Origin of the sequence: Nostoc sp. (assembly GCF_036919895.1) — a bacterium.
Taxonomy (GTDB): domain Bacteria; phylum Cyanobacteriota; class Cyanobacteriia; order Cyanobacteriales; family Nostocaceae; genus Nostoc.
Genome location: NZ_JBALBW010000037.1, coordinates 159,702 through 177,270, shown reverse-complemented (window position 1 = coordinate 177,270; position 17,569 = coordinate 159,702). Strand labels below are relative to the sequence as shown.

At 40.7% G+C, this 17,569-nt stretch carries 18 protein-coding genes; 3 read left to right on the top strand and 15 right to left on the bottom strand.

Translation table 11 applies throughout. From position 1 onward, the window contains the following. Positions 1 to 154: 154 nt before the first annotated feature. Genes V7K55_RS07370 through V7K55_RS07360 form a run of 3 tightly spaced genes read right to left on the bottom strand, consistent with a single transcriptional unit; the run spans position 155 to position 1,212 of the window. Entirely contained in the window at positions 155 to 466 is a 312-nt protein-coding gene (locus V7K55_RS07370) for a hypothetical protein (RefSeq protein ID WP_334829694.1), read from the bottom strand. A 2-nt stretch (positions 467 to 468) separates the two neighbouring features. Further along, positions 469 to 750: a hypothetical protein gene (locus V7K55_RS07365; protein ID WP_334829692.1), complete on the bottom strand. Its 282-nt coding sequence runs from the start codon at positions 748 to 750 to the stop codon at positions 469 to 471. 39 nt (positions 751 to 789) lie between these two features. Then, positions 790 to 1,212 (bottom strand): hypothetical protein, encoded by a 423-nt coding sequence (locus V7K55_RS07360; RefSeq protein ID WP_334829690.1) that lies wholly within the window; start codon positions 1,210 to 1,212, stop codon positions 790 to 792. Positions 1,213 to 2,172: 960 nt separating this feature from the next. Here V7K55_RS07360 and cysK point away from each other — a divergent pair. Continuing rightward, complete coding sequence (gene cysK / locus V7K55_RS07355; protein WP_334829688.1) at positions 2,173 to 3,132, top strand: cysteine synthase A; 960 nt, start codon at positions 2,173 to 2,175, stop codon at positions 3,130 to 3,132. A gap of 38 nt (positions 3,133 to 3,170) precedes the next feature. Here cysK and V7K55_RS07350 read toward each other — a convergent pair whose 3' ends face one another. The 8 genes from V7K55_RS07350 to fdxB form a co-directional block, all read right to left on the bottom strand. Further along, on the bottom strand, positions 3,171 to 3,641 hold the full coding sequence (locus V7K55_RS07350; RefSeq protein WP_334829686.1) for an ArsC/Spx/MgsR family protein: 471 nt from the start codon (positions 3,639 to 3,641) through the stop codon (positions 3,171 to 3,173). Positions 3,642 to 3,697: 56 nt separating this feature from the next. Continuing rightward, positions 3,698 to 4,309: a cupin gene (locus tag V7K55_RS07345; RefSeq protein WP_334829684.1), complete on the bottom strand. Its 612-nt coding sequence runs from the start codon at positions 4,307 to 4,309 to the stop codon at positions 3,698 to 3,700. A 198-nt stretch (positions 4,310 to 4,507) separates the two neighbouring features. Then, complete coding sequence (locus V7K55_RS07340) at positions 4,508 to 4,993, bottom strand: hypothetical protein (protein ID WP_334829682.1); 486 nt, start codon at positions 4,991 to 4,993, stop codon at positions 4,508 to 4,510. A 232-nt stretch (positions 4,994 to 5,225) separates the two neighbouring features. Beyond that, the gene (locus tag V7K55_RS07335; protein WP_334829680.1) at positions 5,226 to 5,822 is read right to left on the bottom strand and encodes a cytochrome c oxidase subunit 3; all 597 of its coding nucleotides are present in this window, start codon (positions 5,820 to 5,822) and stop codon (positions 5,226 to 5,228) included. 89 nt (positions 5,823 to 5,911) lie between these two features. Next, complete coding sequence (locus V7K55_RS07330) at positions 5,912 to 6,145, bottom strand: hypothetical protein (RefSeq protein ID WP_334829678.1); 234 nt, start codon at positions 6,143 to 6,145, stop codon at positions 5,912 to 5,914. Between the two features lie 19 nt (positions 6,146 to 6,164). Beyond that, the gene (gene ctaD, locus V7K55_RS07325) at positions 6,165 to 7,853 is read right to left on the bottom strand and encodes a cytochrome c oxidase subunit I (protein ID WP_334829676.1); all 1,689 of its coding nucleotides are present in this window, start codon (positions 7,851 to 7,853) and stop codon (positions 6,165 to 6,167) included. A gap of 65 nt (positions 7,854 to 7,918) precedes the next feature. Beyond that, on the bottom strand, positions 7,919 to 8,911 hold the full coding sequence (locus V7K55_RS07320; protein WP_334829674.1) for a cytochrome c oxidase subunit II: 993 nt from the start codon (positions 8,909 to 8,911) through the stop codon (positions 7,919 to 7,921). Positions 8,912 to 9,415: 504 nt separating this feature from the next. After that, positions 9,416 to 9,709, bottom strand: a complete 294-nt coding sequence (gene fdxB, locus V7K55_RS07315) for a ferredoxin III, nif-specific (protein ID WP_334829672.1) — start codon at positions 9,707 to 9,709, stop codon at positions 9,416 to 9,418. Positions 9,710 to 10,762: 1,053 nt separating this feature from the next. Here fdxB and V7K55_RS07310 point away from each other — a divergent pair. Beyond that, positions 10,763 to 12,358, top strand: coding sequence for a helix-turn-helix domain-containing protein (locus V7K55_RS07310; RefSeq protein ID WP_334829670.1), 1,596 nt, complete (start codon positions 10,763 to 10,765; stop codon positions 12,356 to 12,358). A gap of 105 nt (positions 12,359 to 12,463) precedes the next feature. On the opposite strand, the gene V7K55_RS07305 is transcribed toward V7K55_RS07310, so the two are convergent. After that, a complete protein-coding gene (locus V7K55_RS07305; RefSeq protein ID WP_334829668.1) occupies positions 12,464 to 13,441 on the bottom strand; it encodes a sucrase ferredoxin in 978 nt (325 codons plus the stop codon). A 331-nt stretch (positions 13,442 to 13,772) separates the two neighbouring features. Further along, the gene (locus tag V7K55_RS07300; RefSeq protein ID WP_334829666.1) at positions 13,773 to 14,072 is read right to left on the bottom strand and encodes a hypothetical protein; all 300 of its coding nucleotides are present in this window, start codon (positions 14,070 to 14,072) and stop codon (positions 13,773 to 13,775) included. Between the two features lie 292 nt (positions 14,073 to 14,364). Between V7K55_RS07300 and V7K55_RS07295 the strand changes: the two genes are divergently transcribed. Continuing rightward, on the top strand, positions 14,365 to 15,345 hold the full coding sequence (locus V7K55_RS07295; RefSeq protein ID WP_334829664.1) for an ROK family protein: 981 nt from the start codon (positions 14,365 to 14,367) through the stop codon (positions 15,343 to 15,345). Positions 15,346 to 15,460: 115 nt separating this feature from the next. Here the strand turns inward: V7K55_RS07295 and proB are convergent, their stop codons facing one another. Both proB and V7K55_RS07285 read right to left on the bottom strand, forming a co-directional pair. Next, on the bottom strand, positions 15,461 to 16,570 hold the full coding sequence (proB, locus tag V7K55_RS07290; RefSeq protein ID WP_334829662.1) for a glutamate 5-kinase: 1,110 nt from the start codon (positions 16,568 to 16,570) through the stop codon (positions 15,461 to 15,463). Between the two features lie 258 nt (positions 16,571 to 16,828). Then, a complete protein-coding gene (locus V7K55_RS07285; protein ID WP_094327481.1) occupies positions 16,829 to 17,368 on the bottom strand; it encodes a YqeG family HAD IIIA-type phosphatase in 540 nt (179 codons plus the stop codon). Positions 17,369 to 17,569 lie beyond the last annotated feature (201 nt).

Below are 17,569 nucleotides of genomic sequence, written 5' to 3'. Positions count from 1 at the left end.
GTGTCACCTCCGATTTGCGTAAAGCATCTTTATATTTAATCAGATATCAAAGTAGCCTTGCTGACAAAAGTTTGATATCAAAAATCATGAATTCAAATAAAATGTATTTTATTTGTACATTTTATTTGAATTATAAATATTAAATTTTTAATTATCATCGAGCATTGCGCTCACAAACTAATACCTCCGCGATGATATCCGGCACATTCCCAAAGTCTGTAAATCCTTCATCACCACGGATTGGTGATATAAATGTATAGTTAGGATCGCACACTCCATTGTCATAAACTTGAAGAAACCACCTATCGGGAAATCCTTCTACACCTAATTCTACAGTGTACCAACTCTCGCCAATCAGACGAGAGTTAAAGATTGTGAACCACTCCCGATTCTCTTCTGAAATATTCCAATCTGCCATGAGCAGTTCTAAAGCTATTTGCCCCGCATCCGTTGAAGTCAACAACATTTTTACTCCTTATTGGCGACTTCAGTATTTTCAACTTCGGTATTCGGAACTTCTGGGTATAAACCCAATTCTTTAGCTAACTCACGCGCCACAAAAAATAAAAACTTGGCACCGTCTTGATTGCCTTCATGGGCAAACATAGTTGCTACTTGTAACATTGTTTCTACGAAACCAGAATCAATCAACTCTGGCTTAGATTCTAAAACTTGTGGTTCTTGACCATTAGGACATTTGAGCAATTCATCAATCAGATTAAAATACAATTGTTGGCGTTGTTCTGACATGGTTTTTCTGTTGATTTTAGTAAGTAAATAGTGAATTGGTTACTGTTCGATACTTTGCCGCCACAGTCTTTCCAACATTTCAACTTGTTCTTTTAAAACAGCCGCACGATGCACAAGATATCTGTCATAAAAGAGAATGCCTAACCCAACACAAATAGGTGTTAACAAGAAGAACCATTGCAAGATAGCGGCAAATTTATATTGTTCAGCAACAGTCAGCATTTGATGAATCACATTACGGTCAGAGGATTGGATGCTAGTCTGAGGGGAATGTGTAACCTCTGTCTGGGGAGCCAAAGTGGGAGCATTTTTAGTAGTCTTGTTAACTTCGTAAGCTAAATTCTGGAATTTTACTAAGTCCAGATGTCGCTCCCAAATTATGCCAAATACTACTAGCCCTGGAGAAAGCATTGCTAAGGTAACTACACAAACTGTAAGGACATTTAAAACTTTTGCTTTCATCTTGGCTCTCCCTTGCTAGGTAGTCTGCACCCAGTAAGAAAATATCCTTTGCTGTTTATATCAAACAGTTTTGATATTAAAATATGTGTAAATGGTAATTTTCAGAATGGTTAGTTATCAGTTACTTTTCTAATTACCACTGACTATTGACCACTGAAAATTTACCAACATTTTTGCAAAATGTAGGATTATTCAGTCAGAAAGAACGCACTTAGATTCTGGAATCTAGTTTCATCTTACTCTCAAAAGGGAGATTAAGAAGTCCCCCCTAGTTCACTCAGCTTTCGCTCAGGAATGTTGGGGGGTAGAGGGGAATCTCTGCGTAAATCCTATACGATTTATATCAGCCGCTCTCCACAAAACAGTCTACCCCAGCCCCGTTAAGATTATTAAATTCATTAGAATAGTACTCAAAGCCTGTAATCTTCATCTGATAAGCATTATAAAAATTTATTGGGGTATGGGTGCTAGTGTTTTTCAGACGGGGTGCTAGTGTTTTTGAAGTGGGGTTCTGGTGTTTTTGTACTCAACCTAAAAGCAATGTATGCAATACTTTTGAACTGTTTTGGATGTTAGTTTTGCTAGATAAAACCTGTACTCAAAAGGAAATATGAATGTCTCTTGATAAAGATAAACTAATAAATTGAGAAAATCCATTAAATGTTTTGAAATTAAATTGTATTTCCATAACAAATGGAAAATAACAATAAAAATTATTCATATATACAGAATTATAAAAATTGATCTTAGCCTGAGAGACAACAGTCAGCAATTCCAAATGGTAAAATAGAAAAATGAGAGCGTCTGATAAAAGTTCTTCCTAAACTTTCATATTTTGTAGTTTAGTTAGAATACAGAGTATATGCACTCATTGACATTAAACTGTAAATTAAATGCACACGAGCTTATTGTTACAAGTAAATACTTTGTACTAAGATTTAGAATTCTAGGAGTTAAATAATGCGGATTGCTCAAGACATAACAGAATTAATTGGACGAACTCCTTTAGTTCAACTGAACAAGATTCCTCAAGCTGAGGGAGTAGTAGCAAGGATAGTTGTCAAATTAGAAGGGATGAACCCAGCAGCTTCGGTGAAAGACCGCATTGGCTTAAGTATGGTACTTTCAGCAGAAGCGGCTGGCTCAATTACCCCTGGAAAGACTATTTTAGTTGAACCTACTTCGGGCAACACAGGAATTGCTCTAGCGATGGTAGCAGCAGCGCGTGGCTACCGTTTGATTTTGACAATGCCAGAGACGATGAGCCAAGAACGACGCGCTATGCTGAGAGCTTATGGTGCAGCTTTGGAGTTGACACCAGGCGCGGAAGGAATGCGGGGAGCTATTCGCCAAGCTGAAGAGATTGTGGCTAATACTCCTGATGCTTTTATGCTGCAACAGTTCCGCAACCCTGCCAATCCTAAAGTTCACCAGGAAACTACCGCCGAAGAAATTTGGACAGATACAGATGGAGAAGTGGATATCGTCATTGCTGGGGTAGGTACTGGTGGGACGATTACTGGCATTGCAGAGGTACTTAAACAGCGCAAGAAGACTTTTAAGGCGATCGCAGTTGAACCCAGCAATAGCCCTGTTCTATCAGGCGGTGAAGCCGGGCCACATAAGATTCAAGGCATTGGTGCGGGATTTATCCCAGATGTTCTGCGGTTGGAATTGGTTGATGAAGTAATTAGAGTCAGCGATGAACAAGCGATCGCTTATGGGCGACGTTTGGCAAAAGAAGAAGGCTTATTATCTGGGATATCCTCTGGTGCAGCTTTGTGTGCTGCGATTCAAGTAGGTAAACGCCCAGAAAATGCTGGACGTTTAATTGTGATGATTCAGCCTTCTTTTGGCGAACGTTATCTCAGCACACCAATGTTTCAAGACTTGTCCTTAGAAACTGCTGGCGTGCGTTAAGGATAGAGACGTAGCACTGCTACGTCTCTACATTCTCTCTAATGTTTACAGTTGCCTTCCTTATGGTGTTGATGGCTATGATCTTTACCGTGGGAACAGTTTTGCAAATCTTGCTTGAGAAGCTTGTCGCTGATTTCTTGCAAGGATTCATCTACAGCTTGTAAGCCAATCCAAGTATCAATCTTTTGGACATCAAATCCTACCTCACGGCGATCGCCTACTTCTAACAAAGGACGGCGAATTAACAGTGGTTCTTTCAGCATCAGCGCCAAAGCGGTTTGTTCATCCACCTTTTCAGGAACCACCTCACCAGATTTTACCTTGGGAGCGGAAGGATTAAACCATTCGACTACGGGGCGATCGCCAAAAAATGAACGCAACCGTTCAGCTGTCCAAGGTTCTTTGAGCAGATTCTGTGGTATCACCTCATGACCGGCGGCTGTTAGCAAAACTTTTTGCTTAACTCCACCTTTACAGCCTGGTTTGCTATAGAAAATTACCTTTGCCATGCAACTATCTCCTAATTACTCTTTAGCGCTAAAGCGCAAACTACGAACCGATGAAATTAAAAATTCCTCGCTTTATGGCTAACTGAGTCAAACTCAAACCTCTCATTTGGATCAGTTTCGCCATAAATATTAAAAGTCACAGTTGGTTCATCACCCACTGCTTCTACACTGTGAATTGCATCGGGAGTAAAGCTAATAATGTCTCCTGGGAAGAGAGTTAATTCTCCCGTTGCTTCGATTTTGTCCTGAAATTCTGGGCTATCGGTGCGTCGCCAAAAAGTATTTTTTTCTTGGCCTTTTAGCACCGCCACAATTCCCCATGTCCCATGATTATGAATGTTTGAACGGGTTCCTGGTGCAAATGTTACTGTTTGCACTGTTAACGGAAAACCCAATTCATCATATAGGAGTAAAACAGAGCTTCCCGTTTTGGGTGAAGGTTCTAAATTTTGACTTTGCACCCAGTAGGAATTTACCATCAAGCGCCTTACGAGCATCCGAATTTCTGGCAGACAATTGGTTTCATTGTCGCTGCTATTGAGAACATCTTCCACCTCAGTTAAAAACCGATAAAGGCGGTAATTTTCTCTCAATAAATCCCAGGCTCTGACAGATTTACAGTCTTGATACTGACCGTCCCCTGTTAGCAGCCAATCCCTACCTTTCATAACTTCTAAATTGATAGTGGAGAAGATTGGAACACAATGATCGGTGAGACATTAGGAATGTTACCTACAGGAAGCTTAGTAGGTATGTTAATAGGAGGGATGATAGAGTTACTATCAGTACTTGATCCTAATAAAGAATAGGATCTAGTAGATAACCAATTGTTCATGATTTCACCTTGACTTTTCATTGCTGACTAATTAATCGTCTTCTTCTGCTGGACGTGTCAAAATATCCAACAAAATCCCAGAACCAAAATCATTCTTTTCGTCTATCTGTTTGACTCTGGTGCTGATTTCTTTGGCTTGCTCAATTTCTCCTAACTTTGCTAGTACTAATCCAGAAGCAGCATAAGCATTTAAGTACAATCGAATTTGTGGGTCTTCTTTGCGATTGACTAATATTGGCTGAAGTTGCTCCCAGTCATCAGGGAATTTTTCTAGTTCTTTAATTTTACCTAATAATTTGATTGTTGTTTGTAATGCAAGAGAATAATTGTTTTTATAATAGAAAAATCTATATGCTGCTACCAAGACATCTGTATTATCACTAGTCTGGTCTAAAGCTTGTTGAATATATTTTTCGGATTCTGATGTATTTTCCCAGTTTTGTGCAGCTAAAATTAATAGGTTTTTGATATCATCTGGAACCTGAAACCATGAGAATTTGTTTGTATCGACTTGCATATTAGGAATGGGGAATAGGGAATGGGGAATGGGGAATAGGGAATGGAGGACAAAGGCAAAACCTTGGGTTAAGCATTTCTTTCTTCTCTTTCTTCTCTTTGTGTCCTTTGCGTCCTTTGCGGTTCGTTAAAAAAAGGACTTTGGCAAAGAGTTTTAGCCTTAACTGACCTGTATTAGGGACAAGGTGATAACTTACAACCAGTCTTTCCCCTTGTCCTCTTCTCATGCCAATTTAAAACAAAGTAAGAACGTACACCAAAGTGAATAAGACAATCCAAATAATGTCAACGAAGTGCCAGTAAATCTCTGTCATTTCGATGAAAGTATGATTGGTTGCAGAATATTCACCAGGGAGACGCGATCGCCACAATGCGCGTAATATCAATAACAGTCCAATAAAAACGTGCAAACCGTGGAACCCTGTCATGATATAAAAGCAGTTGGCGAAAACGTTGGTGGTCAAACCATACCCCAATGTTGAGTACTCATAAACCTGACCAGCCAAGAAAATTGCACCCATGAGTGCAGTAATGGCATACCACAGTTGCATTCCCTTGACGTTATTTTTTTTAATCGCCGTATCACCGAAGTGAATCACGAAACTACTAGACACCAGAATAATGGTGTTAATCGTCGGTACAAGTAGTTCTACTTCGCTGCCTTCTGGAGGCCAAACTGGTGTAATACCTCGGAAAAATAGATAAGTTGCAAAAAATCCCCCAAACATCAGCGATTCAGAGGCAAGGAATGTCAACAATCCCCAAACTCTTAAATCTGGATGTTCTTCGTGTCCTGCACTGTGATCTTCGCTTGTCGTAGCTATGGTCATATTGTTTACCCTCAAAGGTGAAGCGTCGGGCAATTCAATTCTTCACAGTCCTGATTTGTTTGTGGGATGGGTGTCTCACCTGTTCTAAATTAAGGCAGGATGCCCAAGCCCACAAGAGTTATTTTTTGCGAATGAAATTTGGTAATACCCAACAATGTGAATGCGTTGGCTTGCATTGTGAATGCATTGGCTTGCATCGTGAATGCATTGGCTTGCATTGTGAATGCATTGGCTTGCATTGTGAATGCATTAGCTTGCATCGTGAATGCATTGGCTTGCATCGTGAATGCATTGGCTTGCATCGTGAATGCATTGGCTTGCATTAAAAACGCTACGCTTTCACTAAGCACTAGCTTCCGGTGTTGCAGATGGCTGTACTTCAGTACTATGATCGTGACCGTAATCATAAGGGCCATGAGTTACAACCGGCAACACTTCCCAGTTTTCAATTGCAGGTGGTGAGCTAGTTGTCCATTCTAAAGTCAAAGCTTGCCAAGGATTATCACCAGCCAAAGGCCCTTTCAACCAACTGTAAATGATGTTGATGGCGAAAGGAATTACCGATATCCCCAAAACAATTGAACCGAAGGTACAAATTTGATTGAGGTCGATAAATTGAGGATCATACATTGCCACTCTTCGCGGCATTCCTTTCAAACCCAACTCGTGCATGGGTAAAAAGGTTAGATTTGTGCCAATGAAGGTGAGAGCAAAGTGAATGCGTGCCCAGGTTTCATTCAACATTCGTCCGGTCATTTTGGGGAACCAGTGATAAATGCCGGCGTAAATGCCAAACACGGAACCGCCAAACAGAACGTAATGGAAATGTCCGACAACATAATATGTGTCGTGGACGTGAACATCAAAGGGGGCTGTTCCCATCGTCACACCACTTAAGCCGCCCATGACAAACATGGACAACAAGCCAATGGCGAAAAGCATCGCACCTGTAAAGCGGATTTTACCACCCCAAAGGGTAGCAACCCAAGCAAAAATCTTCACGCCAGTGGGAACTGCAACGATGAGAGTGGAGATGGTGAAGAACATCCGCATCCAACCGGGTGTACCACTGGTAAACATGTGGTGTACCCAAACGAACAAACCCACAACGCAGATGGCTACACTAGAATAAGCGATCGCTTTATAACCAAAGATTGGCTTGCGGGAGTGAACTGGAATTACCTCCGACATGATGCCGAAGATGGGCAGAATCATTAAATATACTGCCGGGTGAGAATAAAACCAGAATAAGTGTTGATAAATTACAACGTTACCGCCAGCATCTGGTTTAAAGAAGGATGTACCAAAGTTGAGGTCGAACAACAGCAGAACTAAACCGGCTGCCAATACAGGTGTGGAAAACAACGCTAGCAAGGAGGTTGCCAAGATTGCCCAGCAGAATAGGGGTACTTGATCCCACTTCATGCTAGGAACCTTCATCATCAAAATGGTGATTACGAAGTTCAGCGAACCCAAAATTGAGGAAGTTCCTACCAAAACGATCGCAAGTATCCACATAGTTTGAGCAATTGGCGCTGTCACCAAACTCAAAGGTGGGTAAGCTGTCCAACCAGATTGCGAACCGCCAAAAATGAAACTACCTAATATCAGCGCACCGGCTGGTGGATTTAACCAAAAGGCGATCGCGTTCAGCTTCGGAAACGCCATATCCCTAGCACCGACCATCAACGGCACCAAGTAGTTACCAAATCCGCCAATAGCGCTAGGGACAATCCACAGGAAGATCATAATCGTCCCGTGATTGGTCATGAAAGCGTTATACAGATTGGGGTCGAGTACGTCTGATTCTGGTGTTGCTAATTCCACCCGCAGCGCGATCGCCATCAGTCCGCCGATGAGATAGAAAACAAACGCCGTCACCAGGTATTGAATACCAATAACCTTGTGATCAACATTAAATGTAAAATAATCTTGCCATTTCCACGCCTTTGGATGGGAGGTGTGGCCAGCCACCATTTCCGGTTTATTTCCTTCTGGTGGAGTATTTCGTGGAAATCCTACCTGCGTCATATTTTTTACCACTATGCGCGACTCTTGCACAGACGCGATTAATTGCGTCTCTTGTACAGACGCGATTAATCGCGTCTCATGACTACTGACTCTAGAGTTGCTGCGCTGATTCCCATATCATGAGTGTGGGGCGCGAGAAACTCTGATGTTGATAAGTCGCCTGGATTAATTGCAACGACTTGATTGGGGTTTTGCTGTTGAGCAATCTGGTTTTCTGTGCGCCAGCTTTTATATTCTTCCGGTGTGTGGACAATTACCTCTGTCCGCATTGAACCGTGATAACCACCGCACAACTCAGCACAAACTACGGGATATGTACCTGGTTTGGTGGCGACAAATCGTAGTTCGGTAGGGATACCGGGAAGTGCATCTTGCTTCAAGCGGAAGTTTGGAACCCAAAATGAATGAATTACATCTTGTGCTGAAAGGTTGAGTTGAACATCAGCACCGACGGGAATGTGCAATTCCCCAGAGGTAATGCCACTATCAGGGTAATTAAATATCCAGGCATACTGTATGCCTTTGACATCAACAACTAAGTCGGCTGGTTTCCCTAGAGTTTGAGGAGATGCGCCAATACCAATTGTTGGAGCGATCGCTGGAGCAGCTGTTGCTTCAGAGGTATCGCTGAGTGTAGCAGCAAGAGCAGTTCCCGACTTATGAGCAACATGACCTGCTGAATGAGGATGACCCGCAGGTTCAAAACCGCCCATTTGGTTAAAAACATCTACACTGTAGATGCCCAAACAGAGGACAATCACTGTGGGAATTGCCGTCCAAAAGATTTCTAAGGGAACGTTACCTTCCACTCGCACGCCATCGGTATCGTCACCCTTGCGGCGACGAAACTGAATCAAAAAAAGTACAATGGTTCCTTGTACCACCAAGAAGAATGCGATCGCAATGGTAAACATGACGTTGAAAAAACCGTCTACCAAAGGCGCTTGTAGCGATGCCTGCACCGGCATAAGAGTGTGGTTTTGACCGATCCAAATGCTGATTGCTGTAACTGCTATCCCAGCAACCAGAGTCCATAGTGAAACAGGAACTTGTTGCATACATGCTACCTGCTTTGTAAACAGTCTTTTATAGGTACTGGGTATTGGGTACTGGGGATTAGGTATTAGGTATTAGAAAAACTATTCCTTGTCTTCCCAGTCCCTAGTCCCCAGTCCCCACTCCCTTTTCACTTTTCACTTATTAACTTTCTAACGTGCAGCCATAAAAAAAGGGGGAAAATTCCAGATTTTTTCCATATCTTTCCCCCAAACAAATATAAATTATATTTCAACTCATACCACAAAGTTAGCCCTCTGCTTTCATCAAAGCTAGTTGTTCTAAGAGGCACTGTTAGACCTAATATTGATTAGGCTATGTTAGCAGCAAGTTTAAATTTGTTAATAGCTGACATTTTGCAATTTACGGATTTGTTTACTGTGAACTATTTATTCGTTACAGTAAATATTTAGTATTCCCCTCAAGTTACCTTGCCTAGTGCATTTGCACTTTATGCAAACAGTGCCTCCTTGAATTAACAACAATTTGGACTAACTCTAAAAAATCTAATTATTTCCTGCAACATGGGTGTAGCAATTTTTCGGACAAATCCGTGAACACGCTTCACAACCAATACAGTTTTCTGGAGAAGTAACTGCCATTACTTTACGTTCAATTTCTTCATCGTCTTCATCTTCTACAAATTCGCCTTCTTCATTGAGCGCTTTCAAACCTAGCACATTGTATCCGCAGACTTTAACGCATCTGCCACAGCCGATACATTTATCCTTATCGATTTCCTGAGCAAATTTTGGTGTCCAAGTCTTGCCGCCAAATGTCAAACCTGTTAGTTGTGCCATGAATAAATCCTCGGCAATTTTGCCTATCAATCTGTTTGTGCATTAATCATCATATTATCCTAATCTTTTATTATTTTGTATTCAAAATTCACTTTCTCTCCATAAGAAATCTATGGTTTTGAACACAATGAGAAATCATTTTTTCAATCAATAATAAATGCAAAATATTGCCAATAACAATTATCAATACTTCAAATTTTCTCCTTCTTACGATCCGTATGGGAACGCATTGCTTGAGTCTCTGACTCAATAATCGGACTGGATACAGCAGCCGCTAGTCAGCTTTCCCCATGCAAAGCATAGAAAGGAGAGACGCATAAATTATAGGTTTTAAACCTACCCTCGTCGGTAAAGCCTCATGTAAACGCAAGTATATCGATAAAAGTAATGATATTATTTTTCAAATACTTTCAGCTTTAGACAAAGAAATCTAGATAAACAGTATACATGGATACAAAAATAAATGTTCATTAATTACAATTTGATATATGCAATATGTATTTTGCAAAGCAACAATTTGCAATTTGATCTGATTCAACTATTTATATAAATGATGACAAAATAAATATTGGTTTTCCATTTAAATCAATATAATGAATTTATGAAGGAAACATAATCAATTTATAAAGCAACTGTGATTTTTATGGCAGAATCTGAACGTACCTTAAATATTAAAATTATTAATAAATCAGAGGAAGTCCAATCGTGTCACGGTTAAATATGTTCTCAAAACACTTTATAGTTAAATCTCAACTGTTCACTAAATACGTAATTAAATGAAGATTAAGATATCTTACTAAGCTTGGTACGAACAAATTAATCATTTTTTTCATGAAATGTATAGTTAATAAATAAGTTTTGTCCGGCTCGGTTTAAAAGCCTTAAATAGCTTCCGATTGGATGCAAAGTCAAAATATGGATGTGGGGAGTGAATGGGCGAGAAAAATTATTCTCGCCAGAAAGATAATGTGGTAGCGAGTCATGAATAGACAGGACTCATCCAGGGGAGAACTGAGACAGACATCTCAACGATTAGAGTGGGAAAAGAGCCTTATGCCTTATACAATTCCTAACAACAGTTGCGTTGGATGTGACAACTGCCGCCCCCAATGTCCTACGGGTGCAATCAGAATAGAGGACAATGAATATTGGATTGATCCTGGTCTTTGTAATAATTGTGAGGGCTATTATTCTAAACCACAATGTGTAATAGCTTGTCCAACTAAGTCTCCCATTCCTTGGCAGGCGAAAAAGGGGAGATGCAAAGTTGAACCGAGAGATGCTAGCAGCTTAGACTTGTTTTCTAACGGCAAGAATAATCCATTTGCTTCTGCGATCGCAATTTGGGAAGCTTGTAATGTACTAGGGCAACGCACATCGCTACATTGGGAAACCGATGAAGAAGGCTACATCAGTTACAGCCGACAAGTTAATCAAGGTAAGGGTGCGATCGCTTTTCACATCCAAGATCCATTGAAAGTTAACGACAAGGCCACAAATATAGCAGCAATTGAGGGGCTTGATATTAGAGCCGCTTGCATACATCTAATTTTTGCAAGTTATGCTACAGCTTTAGATCAACCTTGGGAGCAAGAATTTGCGATCGATGAGCGCCAAATCGAGAAATATTTGGGGATGGAGAAACGCAAAGATTTAAGCAAAGCTGCCAAGCTAGCTTTAATGAAAAATCTTGTCCAGCAAGCTTGCTCCCTAATTATCTCCATTGACTGGCCTCAACAAGGTCGAATTAACGGATTTTCTGTTACAAACAGTCGCTTATGGCACTTAGTAGATATTCAGCACCACTTTCAAGAAGATAATCTTGGATGCAAATATCTGATTGGGCTAACTTTTAAAGTTAAAGCAGGTGCATGGGCGCAATATTTCTTAAACAAACAAGCGTGTAAAGAGCGAACCGCATTCTATCAATACGGTAGTCTCCCTAAAACACTACTAACCACAGTCATGAGCATTTGGCAGCAACATGAAGGCGCAGTCCGGTTAATGCTGTGGTTGCTGTTTAAAACCAAAATGGGCAAAGAACAACGCATCACTATTCCTACCTTGCTGCGGATTGCTTACGGTGAAGAAAAAGTCGCCCTTGCATCCAGACAACGGGAAGAACGCAAACGTCTGCTGCGAACCTTTGAAAGCGATTTAGAAATTCTCAATCACTATGGAATGAAGCCACTTTTCGATCCAGTTACTTACCCACCAGAAATTCAACCTTTGTGGGCAAAGTTAATCGATCTTCCCGAAGATCCAGATGAAGCATTAGAATTTTGGACTAACGACGGTGGTGCTGAAACTCGCCTCACAGACACAGGCCCCCGTGGTAAGTGGAATTTGTTAATGAATGCGCGGATTTTAGCTTTTGAACTCCCACCAGAATGGGAACAACAAATTTCCGAATCAGAAAAAAAGCAACGGCGAACTGCTAAAGCCAAAAGAAAGCCCAAAGCTACAAATGATTTACTGGGTGAACAGATTTTGCAAGCGCGAAAAATTTTGAATCTTTCCCAAAGAGAATTGGCAAAACTTACAGGTAAAAGCCAAAGCTGGATTCGAGATATCGAAAATGGTCGTTTAAAAGCCAAATTAGAAGACCAAGTTCTGTTAAGGAAAGTCTTAAATATGTCTTTATCTTGATTTTGGATTTGGAATTTCAACGCAGAGGTAGGCAGAGGCTTTATTACGAATTTGTGCAGCGTTAGCAATCCTCTGCGTTACTTTGCGTTTAAAATCTCTACATTTTTATGTACTATAACTCATTACCTTATTAGAAGAAACCCAGAGGCTACCTACAGCATATTTAGTAACTGTTAACTCTTGTGTAGCATTGCATGAACTCTTCAGTTGTTGAGTCTTAGTTTCATCTTTCACAAGTTTAGCTTGGTAAGTGGAGAGAGAACCAGAAGGTTGTTCAAAACTTAGTTCAGCTAGAATAGTATTGTTGTCTAAACTTTGCTCCAAAATTTTCCCTGCAACTTTGTAATTAAACCAATCCCATCCGTTACAAAGGATTAGTTCTCTTTCCAAAATCTGAAGTGCAGCAGGCAGAATTCCCCAGCCTCTATAGACTTTCTGTAAGCATTTAATATCGCCTGTTCGAGTCAAAATTGATCTAAATGAATCTTGATCGAGACGACCATAGTATCTTCCTTCTGGCAAATCTATGATTGTTGGCGCAAACCGATGTCCACCAAAGTGCGATGATTTCCAAATTCGTACATTATCCAAGCAGAAATCAGCATTACTAGCTGTTACATGGAAGTAAAAAGGAGCGCCATATCTAGCACAGCACTTATCATGGCTACCGTGGGTACAAACTAAAATATCTCTAGTCGGACTAGTTTCTACCTCACAATTAGAACTAATACCCCATATCCATTTTTGGACAACTGCTGCTACTTGCTCAATATTTCCTAACTTAAACTCTTGCTTATGGTATCCCTTACTTAATCCTTCTTGTTTTTGATAAATCAACAGCGTAGTGTGATTTACTTTGTGTGAGACATCATTAGCAATTAAAAGAAATCTAATCGGTAGTTTAGCACGCTTCACTTCCTCTACCAAAACCTTCAAATTCTGAGGTACCCATTTAGAATTAAAGGCTTCTGATGTCCAAGGTAAAGGACACTCAACTAAAATATAAGTTTGATAATTGGTGGCGCTACCAATAACATCTTCTCCTAGTTGCTGTGACTCATCAGAACAAAAAAAAGTATTCATCTCGCTGTACTCATTAGCGTATTTTTTGGACAAAAGGTATTACAAAATACATTTGTGTTCTTAGCTACAAATCCTTGGCTAAAGGAGATAAAAAAGAACAATATTCATTTCCCTATTAAAACTAGGTAGCCACTTTATAACATCATTATTTATCGAGGTATTTCCGGTTAATAAATTCTCCACAATAAAGATAAACAGTGTCAAGATAGATTTTTCCGTATCAGCCACGTTACTTTTGTATCTAGTTTTATTGTTATTTGGTATTTTATAAATTTCCCCTTGCTGAAACGCGACTTTTATGAGCTTGTTTTCTTTAGCAAAATCAAATAAATTAAACCCTGTACATACATACAAAGCTACTTGGAGAGTTACCAAGGATTAACTTGCTGATAATATCAATGTAGCCGATACTACAATCAAAAACATTGTTCATAGTAAGATACTTGTTTAAAGTTTTGCTGAAGTTATTTATATAGCTAGTTACAAATCCTGTTTTTACATCTAAAAATATAGTTTTTTGTTTTTCTTCTGAAGAATATATTCCTAAAGGGAGATGCGAAATCAGCCAATATGAGTTAAAAAATCTTTCTCCACTATCTATTTTTAATATAATATCGATCAATTTATACATATTGCGAATAATTCTCAATTAAAATGTAAATAAAGACAACAAAAATAGGGGCAAATGCTTTAATACCCCATAGTTAATGCACTCTACGTTAATGTTGAAAGTTAGTGACTAATTATTAAAAGCTTCACTGGTATCAACATTAACAAACTTGTTATTTACCCTTTTACCTAATCTAACTTTCTGATGCTCATGTCAGGGTTTGATGATAGGTATCTGCCTTGACTGTAACTGAACTAAAAAATAAATGCAAGTATTTGAGAATCTTTATAAGGACTCAAGAAAAGGTGAGTGAATGACATTAATTTTAGCTCTAGATTTTGGCGGCACTAAACTAGCAGCAGCATTGGTAAATATCGGTTCGAGAAAGTGGTTGCGTTATGAACGTCGTCTCTCGCCAGCGAATGGAAATGCTAGCACTGATTTGGAAATTATGCGATCGCTCATTTACTCGCTGTTAGAAGATACAAAACCTGCTGCGATCGGTGTCAGCTTTGGCGGCCCAGTAGACGCTTCCACGGGAACGGTGCGACTATCTCATCATGTCGCTGGATGGGAAAATATTCCTCTCAAAGGGTTGTTGGAGGATGAGTTTGGTGTGAGTGTTGGTGTAGATAATGATGCCAATGTTGCTGCTTTGGGTGAACATCGCTTTGGGGCGGGACAGGGATACGATAGTTTGTTTTATATAACTGTCAGCACTGGCGTGGGTGGTGGTTGGATACTCAATGGGCAGCCTTGGCGGGGGGCTGGTGGGATGGCTGGGGAAATTGGACATATCGTTGTAGATCCGGCTGGGCCAGTTTGTTTGTGTGGGAAGCGAGGATGTGTGGAACGTTTGGCTTCGGGGCCTTATATGGCGCAAAGTGTTAGGGAAATTTTGGAGAACGAACCGCAGAGGCGCGGAGGACTCAGAGGGGGAGAGGTATTGAGGGGTTTGGTGGGGGGTGATTTAACGTTGCTGACGGGACAGTTGGTAAGTGAAGCGGCCGCTGCTGGGGATGATTTGGCTAAGGAAGTTTTGGATAAGGCTGCTTGGGCGCTGGGTGTGGGTATTGGCAATGTGGCGAACTTGATGAATCCGCAGCGCTTTGTGTTGGGAGGTGGTGTGACGAAGGCGGGTGAGGATTTTTGGCGGGTGGTGCGTCAGGTGGCGCGGGAGACGGCTTTACCAGAGGTTGATTTTGAAATTGTGCCGGCGGTGCTGGGTGATGATGCGCCATTGTGGGGGGCTGTGGCGATCGCTTCTAATCGTTTTGAACTGTTCCCAAGTTAATCCATGTCGGAAGAAGCGTTGTTCTTCTGGTAGGTTAATAGCATTTTCTAACGTTTGAGTCATAATATTTCTTACTCTCCCAGTTAGTACTCATAAAATTTATCTTATTTACATTTTAAGTCAAAACTAAATTATCCCGATGAATCACAGTTTCTACACCGGCATAACCTAAAATTGTGGGAATTTCTCGTGAATGATAACCGCGAATTTTTTGCAAATCATTGCTATTATAATTCACAAGTCCTCTAGCAATTTCGTTACCGTTGCTGTCACACAATTGCACAGCATCTTGTGTGTCAAACTCTCCTTCTAATGCCTTAATTCCAGCAGCTAATAACGATTTTCCTCCTAGAGAAATTGCCGCGATCGCACCTTCATCTAAATACAATTTACCCGCAGGTAGCAGACCGTAAGCTATCCAACGTTTACGCGCCGAAGTTGGTTCTGGTTGCGGTTCAAAATGCGTCCCAATCAGTTCACCTTGGATAATTTTTTCTATATTCCGGGGAAATCGCCCTTGAGTAATTACAGTCCGCACTCCCGCCGCGATCGCAATTCTCGCAGCCGAAATTTTTGTCAGCATCCCGCCAGTCCCCCATTGAGAACCTTGGGAACCTGTTTGTATTTGTAATTCTGCTAATTCTTTAATGCTACTAACTAAAGCGATCGGTCGAGCATCTGGTACTGAACGGGGATCGGCTGAGTAGAGGCGATCGACATCGGTAAGCAAAAATAACCAATCTGCTTCTACTAGGCTAGCAACCAATGCCGAAAGGGTATCATTATCACCAAATTTTAGTTCGTCTATTGCTACAGTATCATTTTCATTGACTATGGGGATCACTCCCAATCCTAGTAATTCCTGAAAGGTGTTGTAAGCATTGAGATAGCGGCTGCGCTGTACTAAGTCACTTCGTGTCAGTAATACTTGAGCGATCGCTTGTTGCAGAGTAGTAAATAAATCATCATATATACGGATTAATCTACCTTGTCCAACTGCTGCTACAGCCTGTTTGAGTGCGATCGCTTTCGGACGTTCAGTTAAGCCCAACCGCGCACAACCCACGCCCACAGCCCCAGAAGAAACCAAAATTACCCGATGTCCCTGGCTTCTCAAATGGCAGAGTGTTTCGGCCAAAGTAGCGATCGTAGAAAGTGCTAATTGTCCCGTTTCTGGTTGAGTAAGGCTAGAAGTACCGATTTTGACAACAATTGTTAGTGACATCTAAAAAGTGAGGAGTTAGGAGTGAGGAGTTAGGAGTTGAATTTAATTCATAACTCATAACTTCTAACTCCTAACTAAATTTGTAAAGCGCCAATCCCTCTATAGTGAAGGTTGACGCTTTACGGAAGTATATTTACTTAGTATGAGTTAGGGTTTTTATTTAGCTTACCCCATGTTATTAATACTTATGATCCCCGATTTTTGGCTTCCAGTAAGATTCCTTAACTATTTCTTTAGATTTACTTTCCTGACGATTTTTCAAGTTTTATGAATCTTGCTTTTCTTGGGGGTAATAGAGGCTCCTAAGATTTCAGATACCCAAACTTCAAAGTTGCGGACGGGATGAGAACGCAAAGCTGCGTCGGCATGGACAATGGGTTCAACTAAAATGGTAAACATCCCCAAGCGATTACCTGCTATGACATCGGTAAATAAGCGATCGCCTACCATTCCCACTTGATGCACTGGCAGATCCATTGTCCTGACTGCTGCCCTAATTTTGCGTCGGGAAGGCTTCGCTGCACCTAAATAGTAAGGTAGGTTGAGCGATCGCGCAATTCCCCCAATTCTTGCTTCACTCAGGTTGTTACTCACCAAACACAATGCAGTACAGGTGCGAATTTGCTCCACCCACTCTCGTAGTTCTGGGGAAGCCATCCCTACTGTAAAGGGTACTAAGGTTTCGTCTACATCCAACACCAGCCCTTTAAGTCCGTATTTTTGGATAATATCTGGTGTTAGATTCAACACTGAACCTTCTAAAATCAAGTCAGGTTGCAAAAGGTTATTCCAGGCCATAGTCAACAGTCAAATTTCAAGAGCTTCAGACAAATGAGCATAACCCAATATAGTTTAGTTAGTCTAACTCCATACTGGAATATCTCCCTGAACATTTTGAGATAAAATCCCTAAAATATTTTATATTTCTTTGACGTAAAAACTATTCAAATCAATAAATATATCGTTTGCTTCTAATTTAACAAAATTCAAAATATTGTC

Excerpts from the sequence above, each read along its gene's own strand:
- proB (WP_334829662.1), bottom strand. The coding sequence starts at position 16,570 with ATGTCACTAACAATTGTTGTCAAAATCGGTACTTCTAGCCTTACTCAA.
- V7K55_RS07350 (WP_334829686.1), bottom strand. The coding sequence starts at position 3,641 with ATGGCAAAGGTAATTTTCTATAGCAAACCAGGCTGTAAAGGTGGAGTT.
- fdxB (WP_334829672.1), bottom strand. The coding sequence starts at position 9,709 with ATGGCACAACTAACAGGTTTGACATTTGGCGGCAAGACTTGGACACCA.
- V7K55_RS07305 (WP_334829668.1), bottom strand. The coding sequence starts at position 13,441 with ATGAATACTTTTTTTTGTTCTGATGAGTCACAGCAACTAGGAGAAGAT.
- V7K55_RS07335 (WP_334829680.1), bottom strand. The coding sequence starts at position 5,822 with ATGACCATAGCTACGACAAGCGAAGATCACAGTGCAGGACACGAAGAA.
- V7K55_RS07365 (WP_334829692.1), bottom strand. The coding sequence starts at position 750 with ATGTCAGAACAACGCCAACAATTGTATTTTAATCTGATTGATGAATTG.
- V7K55_RS07360 (WP_334829690.1), bottom strand. The coding sequence starts at position 1,212 with ATGAAAGCAAAAGTTTTAAATGTCCTTACAGTTTGTGTAGTTACCTTA.
- V7K55_RS07330 (WP_334829678.1), bottom strand. The coding sequence starts at position 6,145 with ATGCAAGCCAATGCATTCACGATGCAAGCCAATGCATTCACGATGCAA.
- V7K55_RS07295 (WP_334829664.1), top strand. The coding sequence starts at position 14,365 with ATGACATTAATTTTAGCTCTAGATTTTGGCGGCACTAAACTAGCAGCA.
- ctaD (WP_334829676.1), bottom strand. The coding sequence starts at position 7,853 with ATGACGCAGGTAGGATTTCCACGAAATACTCCACCAGAAGGAAATAAA.
- V7K55_RS07340 (WP_334829682.1), bottom strand. The coding sequence starts at position 4,993 with ATGCAAGTCGATACAAACAAATTCTCATGGTTTCAGGTTCCAGATGAT.
- V7K55_RS07320 (WP_334829674.1), bottom strand. The coding sequence starts at position 8,911 with ATGCAACAAGTTCCTGTTTCACTATGGACTCTGGTTGCTGGGATAGCA.
- V7K55_RS07285 (WP_094327481.1), bottom strand. The coding sequence starts at position 17,368 with ATGGCCTGGAATAACCTTTTGCAACCTGACTTGATTTTAGAAGGTTCA.
- V7K55_RS07310 (WP_334829670.1), top strand. The coding sequence starts at position 10,763 with ATGCCTTATACAATTCCTAACAACAGTTGCGTTGGATGTGACAACTGC.
- V7K55_RS07345 (WP_334829684.1), bottom strand. The coding sequence starts at position 4,309 with ATGAAAGGTAGGGATTGGCTGCTAACAGGGGACGGTCAGTATCAAGAC.
- V7K55_RS07300 (WP_334829666.1), bottom strand. The coding sequence starts at position 14,072 with ATGTATAAATTGATCGATATTATATTAAAAATAGATAGTGGAGAAAGA.
- cysK (WP_334829688.1), top strand. The coding sequence starts at position 2,173 with ATGCGGATTGCTCAAGACATAACAGAATTAATTGGACGAACTCCTTTA.
- V7K55_RS07370 (WP_334829694.1), bottom strand. The coding sequence starts at position 466 with ATGTTGTTGACTTCAACGGATGCGGGGCAAATAGCTTTAGAACTGCTC.